This is a genomic window from Streptomyces sp. E2N166 (genome assembly GCF_003671715.1).
Classification (GTDB): domain Bacteria; phylum Actinomycetota; class Actinomycetes; order Streptomycetales; family Streptomycetaceae; genus Streptomyces; species Streptomyces thinghirensis.
In genome coordinates this window covers 587,948-599,674 of the sequence record NZ_RAIF01000012.1, presented here as the reverse complement: position 1 = coordinate 599,674, position 11,727 = coordinate 587,948, and the positions used below count along the sequence as shown (strand labels likewise).

Here is an 11,727-nt window from a genome sequence, read left to right as displayed (position 1 = left end):
GGCCCGCCACGGCGGCCAGGGCGTCGGCGGTCGTCGCGTCGGGGGAGACCCGGGCGCAGGCCGTGCGCGCGGCCGGCGGGGTCTCGCCGGCCGGCGCGTCGGACGCCGTGCCGAAGTCGAGGACGAGGGCGACGCGCTTGCTGCCGTCCTCGGCCGGTGTCTTCGCGCAGATCGACGCGAAGTCCGCGGCGCCGCGCGGCTGGGCCGCGTCGTCCGAGTTCTCGCTCACCGCGAAGCGGAATCCCTGGACGTCGCCGTCGGAGGGGCGGACGAGGGACGGGCCCTGGGTGGCGTAGACCCAGCGGTCGCCGTCGCGGTCCCAGAAGGACCAGTAGCGGTAACCGGCGGCCTGCGCCTGGCCCGCGCTGCCGATCAGCAGGAACGCGGCCAGGAAGAGGAGAACGACGCGGCGGGTCACGGCTGCTGCTTCTTGTTGCGGCCGCTCAACAGGAAACCGATGCCGATACCGAACACCAGACAGACACCGACGAACCACCAGACACCGAAGCCGGAGTCGTCCTTGCCGTCGTTCTCCTGCGCGGCGTCTTCGGCGCTCACGGTCGCGCTGTCCTTGGCCTCGGACCCCTGCGGGCTCGGCCCCGTCGCGTTCAGCCGCGCCACCAGGTCCGTACCGCCGAAGGCGCGCGGGTCGGTGCCCGTGGCGTGCGCGGCGAAGATCAGCTGGGCGTAGGCGGCCGGGCCGCTCTGCTGGGCCCACTTCGCGGCGTTCTTCTGCAGCCAGGCCAGCGGCTTCGCGGCCTGCTCCGCACCGCCCTGCGCGGCGAGCGCGACGACCGCGTCGGCGGTGTTGCCGTAGTCGGGCTGGTCGGCGGAGCCGCCGAGGGCCGACTTGAGGTGACCGTCCTCGGCGACGGCGTCGGCGAGGTGGGCGGCACCGTTCGCGGCGGCCTGCTCGCGGGTCGGCTTCTTCGCGTCGGTGCAGGTGGCGTCGTCGGCCGCCTTGCCGGCCCCGGTGACCAGGCCCTTGCCGAGCGCGCCGAGGACACCGGCCGCGGTCGCGTCCGCGTTGGCGAGCAGCTTGCCGTCCTCGTCGGGCTGGAAGGCGAAGGCGCCCGCGCCCTTGTCCTCGGCGCAGGGCAGGGCGAACGTCAGCAGGGCGTCGTACGGGGACTTGCCGTCCTTCTGGACCTGCTCGGGCTTGCTGTCCGTGGCGGTCAGGGCGCCGATGACGACGGACGTGGAGTTGGCGTCGCTGGGGCCGCCGGGGGTGTAGCCCCAGCCGCCGTCCTTGTTCTGTACGGACTTCAGCCAGGTGAGGGCGGACTCGACGACGTCACCGTGCCCGCCGACGGCCCACAGCGCCTGGACGGCGGCGGCCGTGTTGTTGGTGTCGACCATGGTCTTGGCGTCGCACGCCTTGGCGGGGTCGGCGCGGTACGGGGCGAAGGCGCCGTTGTCGCACTGCTGGCCGGTGAGCCAGCCGACGGCCTTCGACGAGGGGACCACGCCCACCGTGTCCTGCGCGAGCAGGGCGAGGGACTGGCGCCAGACGCCGTCGTACTGAGGGTCGGCGGTGCCGTACAGCCCGGAGGACTCGGGCGCGGACGGGGAGGACGACGGATCGGCGGCGGCCGCGGGCGCGGCGGCGGCGGCGCCGATCACGGCTATGGCGGCGAGGGCCGCGGCGCTGCTGCGACGGCGGACGTTCATGAGCGGCGGGTGCCTTTCCCTGGGCGGGGCCGGGCAGCACGGGGCACCCCCGGCGGCTCGGCCCCGTATGCCTCGACGGTGCCCGTGCGCCGGCGGGTGCCGGGCACGTGAGCCGGTCACGTCCGCGCGGGGCAGTCCGGCTCGCCGTCCGGGGCAGGTCCTCAAGGGGCCTCGGTGGACGGCTCACGGTTGCGGGTCAGCGCCGGAATTGCACCGGCTTCCCCCCGTACGGGTGTGATGACGACGCCGCCACTTTACCCGGAGGCAACGGGGCCGGACCGGGGCGCCTGCCCGAGGGCCCCGGCCTCCGTCACGTCGATCAGCCGGCACACCGTCCCGATGTCCACCCGCACCTGGGCGATGGATGCGCGCCCGGCGAGCCAGGTGATCAGGGTCGAGAGCCAGGTGTGTTCGATGACGCGGATGGCGGAGAGCTGCTCGGGGGTGGGGTTCTCCAGGCCGCCCATCGCGTCCAGGATGATCGCCGTGGTCTGGTGGGAGACCTGGTCGACCTCCGGGGAGACGCCGCGGTCGGCGAAGGTCAGGGCCCGGGCCATCGCCTCGGCCAGCCGGGGTTCGCGCTGCAGCGCGCCGAAGGCCCGCATCAGGGTCTGCGCGACCCGGTCGCCGGCCGTCTCGCCGGCCGGCGGGCTCTTGCGCAGGGTGCCGTGCAGGCGCTCCAGCTGGTCGTGCATGGTGGCGACCAGCAGATGGACCTTGGACGGGAAGTAGCGGTACAAGGTGCCGAGGGCGACCTGCGACGACTCGGCGACCTCGCGCATCTGCACCGCCTCGAAGCCGCCCCGGCAGGCCAGTCGGGCGGTCGCGTGCAGGATGCGGCGGCGGCGCTCCCGCTGCCGCTCGGTGAGGGGCGGTGCGGCGGCGGAGCGGCGCGCGGGGCCGGCCGTACCGGAAGTACCGGAGGCTTCCATTCCCGGGTTGTCCACCTTGGTCACCTTCTCCCCGTTGCCGTGGCGTGAATCACCTGATCCACTCGTCACAGCGCCCCTACCTGCCGGTAGATTCGGAGCCTCCGAACGATCAAGTCTGAAACTTGTTCTAGATTAACGTCCCGGCGTAATGTCGCGGGACAGCGCAGTGAGAAGGGGGCCGGAGTGACCGCTGAGGCCAGTGGGACGGGTCCACGTCCGGAGCCCGCCGCCGACGGCTTGCGACCGCTCCGTATCGCACTCCTCACCTACAAGGGAAACCCGTTCTGCGGCGGCCAGGGCGTCTACGTCCGCCACCTCTCCCGCGAACTGGCCCGCCTCGGCCATCGCGTCGAGGTCATCGGCGCCCAGCCCTACCCCGTCCTCGACGAGGGCCACGACGAGCGGCTGTCCCTCACCGAGCTGCCCAGCCTCGACCTCTACCGCCACCCCGATCCCTTCCGCACCCCGAAGCGCGGCGAGTACCGCGACTGGATCGACGCGCTCGAGGTCGGCACGATGTGGACCGGCGGTTTCCCGGAACCCCTGACGTTCTCGCTGCGCGCCCGCCGCCATCTGCGCGCCCGCCGCGGCGACTTCGACGTGGTCCACGACAACCAGACCCTCGGCTACGGACTGCTCGGTGACGTCGGCGCACCCCTCGTCACCACCATCCACCACCCGATCACCGTCGACCGGCAACTCGAACTCGACGCCGCCGACAGCCGCAAACGCCGGTACTCCGTGCGCCGTTGGTACGCCTTCACCCGCATGCAGAAGCGCGTCGCGCGCCGCCTGCCGTCCGTGCTCACCGTCTCCGGCACCTCCCGTCAGGAGATCATCGACCACCTCGGCGTACGGGACGACCGCATCCACGTCGTCCACATCGGCGCCGACACCGACCTGTTCTCGCCCGACCCGTCGGTGCCGCGGGTGCCGGGCCGGATCGTGACCACGTCCAGCGCGGACGTGCCGCTCAAGGGCCTGGTCTTCCTCGTCGAGGCGCTGGCGAAGGCACGCGTCGAGCACCCCCGGGCCCACCTCGTCGTCGTCGGCAAGCGGCCCGCCGAAGGCCCCGTCGCCCAGGCGATCGGGCGGTACGGCCTCGAAGGCGCCGTCGAGTTCGTCAAGGGCATCTCCGACGCCGAGCTGGTCGACCTCGTGCGCTCGGCCGAGGTCGCGTGCGTGCCGTCGCTGTACGAGGGGTTCTCGCTGCCGGCCGCCGAGGCCATGGCGACGGGCACGGCGCTGCTCGCCACGACCGGCGGCGCCGTCCCGGAGGTCGCCGGACCCGACGGGGAGACCTGCCTCGCGGTGCCGCCGGGCGACGCGGGAGCGCTGGCCGCCGGACTGGACAGGCTGCTCGGCGACCGCGAACTGAGGGCCCGGCTCGGCGCGGCCGGACGCGAGCGCGTGCTGCGGCACTTCACCTGGGCCCGGGCCGCCGAGGGGACGGCCGCCCGCTACCGCGAGGCCATCGGCCGCCCCGTCCCGACCACCCCGCGGGCCGTCCCCGCGACCCCGACCAGTGCGACCAGTGACACCGGCGTCTACCCCGAAAGCAGGGCCACGTGCTGACCGTCGACTTCTCCCGGTTCCCGCTCGCCCCGGGCGACCGCGTGCTGGACCTCGGCTGCGGCGCCGGCCGGCACGCGTTCGAGTGCTACCGGCGCGGCGCCCGGGTCGTCGCGCTGGACCGGAACGCCGAGGAGATCCGAGAGGTCGCCAAGTGGTTCGCGGCGATGAAGGAGGCCGGTGAGGCCCCGGCCGGTGCCACCGCCACCGCCATGGAGGGCGACGCGCTGGCCCTGCCTTTCCCGGACGAGTCCTTCGACGTCGTCATCATCTCCGAGGTGATGGAGCACATCCCCGACGACAAGGGCGTCCTCGCCGAGATGGTCCGCGTCCTCAAGCCCGGCGGGCGCATCGCGATCACCGTGCCGCGCTACGGCCCCGAGAAGGTCTGCTGGACGCTCTCCGACGCCTACCACGAGGTCGAGGGCGGCCACATCCGCATCTACCGGGCGGACCAGCTCCTCGACCGGATCCGCGAGGCGGGCCTCAAGCCCTACGGCACCCACCACGCGCACGCGCTGCACTCGCCGTACTGGTGGCTGAAGTGCGCCTTCGGCGTCGACAACGACAAGGCGCTGCCGGTGCGGGCGTACCACAAGCTGCTGGTCTGGGACATCATGAAGAAGCCGCTGGCGACGAGGGTCGCCGAGCAGGCGCTGAACCCGCTGATCGGCAAGAGCTTCGTGGCGTACGCGACCAAGCCCCACCTCCCGCGGGTGGACGCCGCGTGACCACGTCCCGCACCGAACACCTGGTCCTGCCCGGCGTCCTCACCGACGCCGAGGCGGCCGCCACCGTCCGCGGCATCCTCGCCGTGCAGCGCGAGGACGGCGCGATCCCGTGGTTCCGCGGACACCACCTCGACCCGTGGGACCACGTCGAGGCGGCCATGGCCCTGGACGCGGCCGGCGAGCACGAGGCCGCCGAGCGGGCGTACGAGTGGCTGGCCCGGCACCAGAACCGGGACGGCTCCTGGTACGCCGCCTACGCCGACGGCGACTTCGCCGACGTCACCGACCGCGGCCGGGAGACCAACTTCGTCGCCTACGTCGCCGTGGGCGTCTGGCACCACCACCTCGCCACCGGCGACGACACGTTCCTCGACCGGATGTGGCCCGTCGTCCACGCGGCGGTCGAGTTCGTACTGCGCCTCCAGCAGCCCGGCGGGCAGATCGGCTGGCGGCGCGACGACGACGGCACGGACACCACGGACGCGCTGCTCACCGGCAGTTCCTCGATCCACCACGCCCTGCGCTGCGCGCTCGCCATCGCCGAGCAGCGCGAGGAGCCGCAGCCCGACTGGGAGTTGGCGGCGGGCGCGCTGCGGCACGCCATCCGCCGCCACCCGGAGCGGTTCCTGGACAAGGGCCGCTACTCGATGGACTGGTACTACCCCGTGCTGGGCGGCGCGCTGACCGGCACCGAGGCCAGGTCCCGCGTCGCCGAGAGCTGGGACCGCTTCGTCGTCCCGGGCCTCGGCGTGCGCTGCGTCGTCCCCAACCCGTGGGTGACCGGCGGCGAGTCGGCCGAACTCGCCCTCGCCCTGTGGGCGGTGGGCGAGTCCGACCACGCCCTGGAGATCCTCCAGTCGATCCAGCACCTGCGGGACCCGGACAGCGGCCTGTACTGGACGGGCTACGTCTTCGAGGACGAGGCGATCTGGCCGCGCGAGCTGACCGCCTGGACGGCCGGCTCGCTGCTCCTCGCCGTGGCCGCGCTCGGCGGCCACGAGGCCACCTGCCAGGTCTTCTCCGGCGACCGCCTGCCGAGGGGCCTCGACCCGGACTGCTGCGTCTGAACACGGGGCCGGGGGCGGCTCAGTGGCGGTGGAGGCGGTTGGCGATGGCGTGACCGACGAAGAGGTAGACCACGGCTGCCAGTCCGTAGCCCGCCACCACCCGGGCCCAGGCCTCGTCGAACGTGAACAGGTCTCGCGACCAGCCGGCCAGCCAGTTGGCCGCGTCATGGACGAACCGCACCAGGTCGTTGGCCCGGTTCGCGTCCAACAGATACATCAGGATCCACAGTCCGAGGATGACGGCCATGATGTCCGCGATCACCGCGACGGCCGTCCCGGCGGAGTTGGAGCCACTGCGACTTCGAGGGGACATGCCTTCCGTCTGGCCCCGGATATTTGTTTGAAACCTACGACTGGCAGGTACGCCGACGGCCCCTCGCCCGGAACTTCCGGTGGGCGAGGGGCCGTTGACGTGGAACGTGCGGGCGGGCGCGGTCAGCCGCGCTGGATGCCCGAGGTGTCCTGCAGTACGCCGCGGCGGCCGTCCTGCGTCTGGGCGACCAGGTTGGCGCCGCGCTGCTCGACGGCCAGGTACCAGGTGCCCGGCGCCAGCTCGGCGATGGGCGTGGGGGAGCCGTCCTCCGCGAACAGCGGACGCGGCACCGGCACGGCGAACCAGAACGGCGAGAAGTCACCGGCCGGCTGAGCCTGCGCCTGCTGCGGCTGCGGGGCCTGCGGCTGCGGCTGACCCGGCTGCGGCTGACCGCCGAAGGACGGACCCGGCTGCCCCGGCTGACCGGGCTGGCCGGGGCCGGGCTGCCCAGGCTGGCCGCCGTACGGCTGCTGCTGGGCGCCCGGGTAGCCGTAACCACCCTGGGGCTGGCCGCCGTAGGGCTGCGGAGCGGCCGGACGGGCGGCCGGGATCAGGGAGCCCTTGAGGGCCGGGACCAGCGGCGTGGCGATGGCCGCGGCGGCCATGACGAGCGTGGCGACGAGCGCGAGGATCAGGCCGATGCCCGCACCGAGGTCGTTGGTGAAGCCCCCGTCGCCGTCGAAGGCGCCGGCGGGGTCGAAGATGTTGCCGAGCGCGCTCCAGGCGGCGAAGACCGTGAACGCTACGCCGAACTGGCCGAGGTCGAGGCCCGCCACCTTCTTGGGCTGCGGCAGAGCGCGGGCCACGATGACGAGCGCCGCGCCGATGACGCCCGCCAGGACCACACCGAGCACGACCGGCCCACTGCCCCACAGGCTGGGGATTTCGGCACTGTCCGGAGCATCGTCGAGCGCGTAGATGTCGAGGAACGACGCGATGAACAGCAACACCGCTGCTCCGATCACCACGCCGTCGCCTCGAGTGAGGGAGCGGATATTCACTTCAGGTCCTTCGTAGGTCGTCTCGTCGTCAGTAGAGGCGTCGCTGTCACCATGTCGCCGTCAGGGTCCGGAGTGAAGCGCGGGGGTGGCCCCTCATCGTACGGACGACACTATCGTCCGCACGTCGGGGCTGTCCGCAGGGATCCGCGCGCTGATCGCTACCCGCGCAGGAAACTCACGAGTCCCTCAGACATTCCTTGCGCCGCCTTCTGCCGCCAGGCACCACTGGTCAGCAGCGCCGCGTCCTTGCTATCGCGCATGTTGCCGCACTCGATGAACACCTTGGGAACCGTTGACAGATTGAGACCGCCCAGGTCCGTGCGCGTGACGAGACCGGTGCCGCCGCCTACGTAGTTGGAGGGCGCGCTGCCCGTGGCGCGGACGAAGTTGCCCGCGATGCGCTGCCCCAGTTCGGCGGACGGGCCGACGATGGCACGGGTGTCGGCCTCGCCGTCCCGCACCGCCCCCGGCAGGATCACGTGGAAGCCGCGGTTGCCGGTGCCCGATCCGTCGGCGTGGATCGAGATCGCGGCGTCGGCCTCCGCCTCGTTGCCGATCCGGGCCCGCTCGTCCACGCAGGGTCCGTACGGACGGTCGTCGTCCTGCGTCAGCTCCACCGTGGCGCCCTGCTCCTCCAGGAGCGTGCGCAGCCGGTGGGCCACGTCCAGGGTGAACTTCGCCTCGGGCCAGCCCGCGTTGGTGGCCGTGCCCGTCGTGTCGCACTCCTTCCAGTGCGTGCCGACGTTCACCTTGCGGTTGATCTCGGAGGGGTGCTGGAAGTTGCCCGGGTTGTGCCCCGGGTCGATGACGACGACCTTGCCCTTGAGGGGGCCGGACGCCGCGGCGGGCGCGGACTTCGACGGGGACGCGGACGGCCTCCCCGTCGTGGCGGAAGGAGAGGCGCCGGTGGGCCTCTTGGCGTCGTCGGTGGGAGACGCGGGACCACTGGAGGACGGCGTTTGCGACGTCCGCACGCCGCCCGCGCGGTCCGCACCGCTCCCGCCCCCGCTGCCGCCGTCGTCCGAGCCGCCGACCGCCGCGTACACCCCCCACCCGAGCAGCGCCCCGGGCACGAGCGCGGCGATCGCCACGGTCAGCGGGCGGCGCAGCGGGGAACGGCGGGGCTGGGGAGGGTCGAAGTCCGGGCCTGTGTACGACACGCAGCGACTCTAGACCGCGCCCTCAGATCCCCGCGCCCGTTCGCCGCAGGACGCGCAGCGAGTCGGTCGCGGAGACCTCGGTGAACGCGCCGGACTCAAGAGCCCGGAGGTAGACGCGGTACGGGGCCTGGCCGGTGAACTCGTCGGCCGGGTCCGGGAAGACGTCGTGGATGACCAGCAGGCCGCCGTCGGCCACGTGCGGCGCCCAGCCCTCGTAGTCGGCGTTCGCGTGCTCGTCGGTGTGGCCACCGTCGACGAAGACGAGGCCGAGCGGCGCGTTCCAGAACGACGCGACCCGGGGCGAGCGGCCGACGAGGGCGACCACGTGCTCCTCCAGACCGGCCCGGTGGAGGGTGCGGCGGAAGGTGGGCAGGGTGTCCATCACGCCCAGCTCCGGGTCGACCGTCTCCGGGTCGTGGTACTCCCAGCCCGGCTGCTGCTCCTCGCTGCCCCGGTGGTGGTCGACGGTGAGCGCGGTCACCCCGGCCCGGCGGGCCGCGTCGGCGAGCAGGACCGTGGAGCGCCCGCAGTAGGTGCCGACCTCCAGCAGCGGCAGCCCGAGCCCGCCGGCCTGCACGGCCGCCGCGTACAGGGCGAGGCCCTCGTGCGCGGGCATGAAACCCTTCGCGGCCTCGAAGGCGGCGAGGACGCCGGGGGCGGGTGCCGCGGACATGCGGGGGTCCTTTCGGTGGTGCGGGGTGTGCCGGTGGTGCGGGTGCGTCGTGGCGCGGGTGCGTCGTGGTGCGGGTGTGCCGGCGCCCCATGCTGCCGCACCCCCCGCCGCGCGGTGCGACAGGGGGTGCCGGGAGCCGGGTCGGTACGGGTCAGGCGGAGACCGTCTCGCCCGGCAGGGCCAGGTCCAGGTCGACCGGGTGGTCCGCGCCGGTGTGCGTGGCCGAGTGGGCGAGCGGGCCGTGGCCGGCGGCACGGGCGGCCAGGACGTACGGGCCCTCGGCGGGGACGGCGAGGGCGTAGCTGCCGTCCCCGGCGGAGAGGGTCGCGCCCGCCTGGCGGCCGTGCCGGTCGATCAGCGTGACCTTGGCACGGGCGACGGGTGCGCCGTCGGCGGCCAGTACCCGGCCGCGGAAACCGCGCGGAGTCCCGCCGGCCGGGCTCTCCCCGGCCACGCCCTCCCCGGCCAGTGCCTGCTCTGCCAGTGCCTGCTCGGCGCGGGCCAGGTTCGCGTCCTCCTCGCTGCTCGCGCGCAGCTGCGTGGTCGCCGCCGGGCGGCGGCGGGGGAGGAAGAAGGCCAGCCCCAGGCCGACGGCGACCGCGGCGGTCGCGATCAGGAACGAGACGCGGAAGCCCTGCATGGTGGGGACGGCGACGCCGCCGACGTCGTTCGCGGAGTTGGCGAGCACCATGCCGATGACGGCGCTGGACACCGACGTACCGATGGAGCGCATCAGGGTGTTGAGGCCGTTGGCCGCGCCCGTCTCCGAGGCCGGGACCGCGCCGATGATCAGCGCGGGCAGCGAGGAGTAGGCGAGGCCGATGCCCGCGCCGATCAGCACCGAGGTGACGACGGTCTGCCAGGCGGCGCTCATCAGGCCGAGGCCGCCGGCGTAGCCGATCCCGATGATCACCAGGCCGAGGATCAGTGTGGTGCGCGGACCGTAGCGGGCGGACAGGCGGGCGTACACCGGTGCGGTGAACATCATCGTCAGGCCCAGCGGGGCCACGCACAGGCCCGCGACGACCATCGACTGACCGAGGCCGTAGCCGGTCTCGGAGGGCAGCTGGAGGAGCTGCGGCAGGACGAGCGAGATGACGTAGAAGGAGACGCCGACCATGATCGAGGCGAGGTTGGTGAGCAGCACCTCGCGGCGGGCCGTGGTGCGCAGGTCGACCAGCGGAGCCTTGACGCGCAGCTCCATCAGCCCCCACAGGAGCAGGACCACGACGGCGGCGGCGAACAGACCGAGCGTGGTGGGCGACGACCAGCCCCAGTCGCTGCCCTTGGTGATCGGCAGGAGGAAGAGGACCAGGCCGGCCGCCAGCCCGAGCGCCCCCGGCAGATCGAAGGAGCCCTTGGCGCGCAGCGGGGACTCCGGTACGACCAGCAGGGTCAGGACGATGGCGAGGACACCGAGGCCGGCGGCGCCGTAGAACAGGGCGTGCCAGTCGGTGTGCTGCGCGACCAGGGCCGCGGCGGGCAGCGCCAGGCCGCCGCCGACGCCGATCGAGGAACTCATCAGGGCCATCGCCGAGCCGAGCCGCTCGCGGGGCAGCATGTCGCGCATCAGGCCGATGCCGAGGGGTATCGCGCCCATCGCGAAGCCCTGGAGGGTACGGCCGACGATCATCGGGAGCAGGGCGTCGGTGAACGCGCTGACCAGCGCGCCCACCACCATCACCGACAGGCTGGCGATCAGCATGCGGCGCTTGCCGAAGAGGTCGCCGAGCCGGCCCATGATCGGCGTGGCGACGGCTCCGGACAGCAGCGTCGAGGTCAGTACCCAGGTGGCGTTGCCCGGCGTGGTGTCCAGAAGTTTCGGCAGGTCCTTGATGACCGGGACGAGCAGGGTCTGCATCACCGCGACGACGATGCCCGCGAAGGCGAGCACCGGGACGGTGGTCCCGCTCGCTTGCCGGGCGGGCTCGTCGGTCGTCGTGTGGGACATGGGGTGAGGCCTCCAGGCCGGGGAGCCGGCGAATGCGGTGCGGGTGTGCGGTGCGGGGTGCGTGCAGGCTGAACCTCGTGTGCCGGGGCAACTATTCCGTTGTTTCGAGCCCCTAACGAATTCTTGACCTTTCCTTGGGGAGACGGCCGGGCCCAGGGACCGGAATCGCGGGACCGGAATCCCGGGACCGGAGACCTAGGACCGTCCGGGGACCAAATACCGATGCAAGGGGCGCCTCCGGGTTGAGACCATGACACCCATGCTCGAAGCCTCCGGCACCACCACCGCCCGAATATCCCCGCGCCGCACGCCACCCACCTGGCTGGTCGTGGCGCTCGCGTGCGCCGGACAGTTCCTCGTCGTACTCGACGTGTCCGTCGTCAACGTCGCCCTGCCGTCGATGCGGGCCGACCTCGGACTGAGCGCGCAGGGACTCCAGTGGGTCGTCAACGCCTACGCCATCGCCTTCGCGGGCTTCATGCTGCTCGGCGGGCGGGCCGGCGACCTGTACGGGCGCAAGCGGATGTTCCTGGTCGGGCTCGGACTGTTCACGCTGGCCTCGCTGGGCGGCGGACTCGCCCAGGAGGGCTGGCAGCTGCTGGCCGCGCGGGCCGTGCAGGGACTGGGAGCGGCGGTACTCGCACCCTCGACGCTGA

11 protein-coding genes, 1 pseudogene and 1 riboswitch are annotated in these 11,727 nt (G+C 73.0%); of the genes and pseudogenes, 4 read left to right on the top strand and 8 right to left on the bottom strand.

What is annotated here, in order from left to right; translation table 11 throughout:
- The 3 genes from EBH09_RS38765 to EBH09_RS10450 form a co-directional block, all read right to left on the bottom strand.
- On the bottom strand, window positions 1–418 hold a 418-nt coding region (locus tag EBH09_RS38765; protein ID WP_274595132.1), incomplete at its 3' end, for an SCO2322 family protein.
- Window positions 415–1,671 (bottom strand): prenyltransferase/squalene oxidase repeat-containing protein, encoded by a 1,257-nt coding sequence (locus EBH09_RS10455; RefSeq protein WP_121746728.1) that lies wholly within the window; start codon window positions 1,669–1,671, stop codon window positions 415–417. The genes EBH09_RS38765 and EBH09_RS10455, both read right to left, overlap by 4 nt.
- A gap of 129 nt (window positions 1,672–1,800) precedes the next feature.
- Window positions 1,801–1,895: riboswitch (cobalamin riboswitch) on the bottom strand.
- Window positions 1,896–1,925: 30 nt separating this feature from the next.
- Window positions 1,926–2,603 (bottom strand): TetR family transcriptional regulator, encoded by a 678-nt coding sequence (locus EBH09_RS10450; protein WP_121747332.1) that lies wholly within the window; start codon window positions 2,601–2,603, stop codon window positions 1,926–1,928.
- Window positions 2,604–2,786: 183 nt separating this feature from the next.
- Between EBH09_RS10450 and EBH09_RS10445 the strand changes: the two genes are divergently transcribed.
- The 3 genes from EBH09_RS10445 to EBH09_RS10435 are packed head-to-tail and all read left to right on the top strand — an operon-like array spanning window position 2,787 to window position 5,973.
- A complete protein-coding gene (locus EBH09_RS10445) occupies window positions 2,787–4,178 on the top strand; it encodes a glycosyltransferase family 4 protein (RefSeq protein ID WP_121746727.1) in 1,392 nt (463 codons plus the stop codon).
- Complete coding sequence (locus EBH09_RS10440; RefSeq protein WP_121746726.1) at window positions 4,172–4,906, top strand: class I SAM-dependent methyltransferase; 735 nt, start codon at window positions 4,172–4,174, stop codon at window positions 4,904–4,906. The genes EBH09_RS10445 and EBH09_RS10440 overlap by 7 nt, the downstream gene beginning before the upstream one ends.
- A complete protein-coding gene (locus EBH09_RS10435) occupies window positions 4,903–5,973 on the top strand; it encodes a prenyltransferase (RefSeq protein ID WP_121746725.1) in 1,071 nt (356 codons plus the stop codon). Before EBH09_RS10440 ends, EBH09_RS10435 begins: the two co-directional genes overlap by 4 nt.
- 19 nt (window positions 5,974–5,992) lie before the next feature.
- Here the strand turns inward: EBH09_RS10435 and EBH09_RS10430 are convergent, their stop codons facing one another.
- The 5 genes from EBH09_RS10430 to EBH09_RS10410 form a co-directional block, all read right to left on the bottom strand.
- Window positions 5,993–6,286 carry a hypothetical protein gene (locus tag EBH09_RS10430; protein ID WP_107479119.1) on the bottom strand — a complete coding sequence of 98 codons (294 nt, stop codon included), beginning with the start codon at window positions 6,284–6,286 and terminating at the stop codon, window positions 5,993–5,995.
- A gap of 122 nt (window positions 6,287–6,408) precedes the next feature.
- Window positions 6,409–7,287 carry a DUF5336 domain-containing protein gene (locus EBH09_RS10425; protein WP_121746724.1) on the bottom strand — a complete coding sequence of 293 codons (879 nt, stop codon included), beginning with the start codon at window positions 7,285–7,287 and terminating at the stop codon, window positions 6,409–6,411.
- A gap of 158 nt (window positions 7,288–7,445) precedes the next feature.
- A complete protein-coding gene (locus EBH09_RS10420; RefSeq protein ID WP_121746723.1) occupies window positions 7,446–8,447 on the bottom strand; it encodes an N-acetylmuramoyl-L-alanine amidase in 1,002 nt (333 codons plus the stop codon).
- Window positions 8,448–8,469: 22 nt separating this feature from the next.
- Window positions 8,470–9,120 carry a class I SAM-dependent methyltransferase gene (locus EBH09_RS10415; protein WP_121746722.1) on the bottom strand — a complete coding sequence of 217 codons (651 nt, stop codon included), beginning with the start codon at window positions 9,118–9,120 and terminating at the stop codon, window positions 8,470–8,472.
- A 151-nt stretch (window positions 9,121–9,271) separates the two neighbouring features.
- A complete protein-coding gene (locus EBH09_RS10410) occupies window positions 9,272–11,071 on the bottom strand; it encodes an MFS transporter (RefSeq protein WP_121746721.1) in 1,800 nt (599 codons plus the stop codon).
- A gap of 259 nt (window positions 11,072–11,330) precedes the next feature.
- Here EBH09_RS10410 and EBH09_RS38760 point away from each other — a divergent pair.
- Window positions 11,331–11,727, top strand: a pseudogene (locus tag EBH09_RS38760) (MFS transporter); the annotation flags it as partial.

Excerpts from the sequence above, each read along its gene's own strand:
- EBH09_RS10430 (WP_107479119.1), bottom strand. The coding sequence starts at position 6,286 with ATGTCCCCTCGAAGTCGCAGTGGCTCCAACTCCGCCGGGACGGCCGTC.
- EBH09_RS10455 (WP_121746728.1), bottom strand. The coding sequence starts at position 1,671 with ATGAACGTCCGCCGTCGCAGCAGCGCCGCGGCCCTCGCCGCCATAGCC.
- EBH09_RS10410 (WP_121746721.1), bottom strand. The coding sequence starts at position 11,071 with ATGTCCCACACGACGACCGACGAGCCCGCCCGGCAAGCGAGCGGGACC.
- EBH09_RS10415 (WP_121746722.1), bottom strand. The coding sequence starts at position 9,120 with ATGTCCGCGGCACCCGCCCCCGGCGTCCTCGCCGCCTTCGAGGCCGCG.
- EBH09_RS10450 (WP_121747332.1), bottom strand. The coding sequence starts at position 2,603 with ATGGAAGCCTCCGGTACTTCCGGTACGGCCGGCCCCGCGCGCCGCTCC.